The organism is Rhizobium ecuadorense (assembly GCF_001187535.1).
Taxonomy (GTDB): domain Bacteria; phylum Pseudomonadota; class Alphaproteobacteria; order Rhizobiales; family Rhizobiaceae; genus Rhizobium; species Rhizobium ecuadorense.
Genome location: NZ_LFIO01000229.1, coordinates 1 through 262, shown reverse-complemented (window position 1 = coordinate 262; position 262 = coordinate 1). Strand labels below are relative to the sequence as shown.

Genomic DNA, 262 nt, shown 5'->3' with positions numbered 1-262 from the left:
AACCTGTCGGTCGCACTGCAGATTTCCCAGGAAACACTGAGTAACCTGACGGTTGCCGAGCGCATGATGCTAATGGAACTCCTTCAGAAAATCTGCTGAGCTGACGCCTGCCGTAACCTCGGAGACTACCCATGTTCCAGCTCAGCGAAGACGAAATCCCATCGCTCGTTGGCCAAATGACCGTCGGCGAAAAGGTCGCTCTACTGAGCGGACGCGGGCTGTGGAAAACGGCGTCGATCGAAAGGCTCGGCATCCCTTCGGT

At 56.5% G+C, this 262-nt stretch carries 1 pseudogene; it reads left to right on the top strand.

Annotated features, from left to right (window positions below):
* Positions 1-99: pseudogene (locus AF337_RS46210) on the top strand (MarR family transcriptional regulator); the annotation flags it as partial.
* Between the last annotated feature and the right edge of the window lie 163 nt (positions 100-262).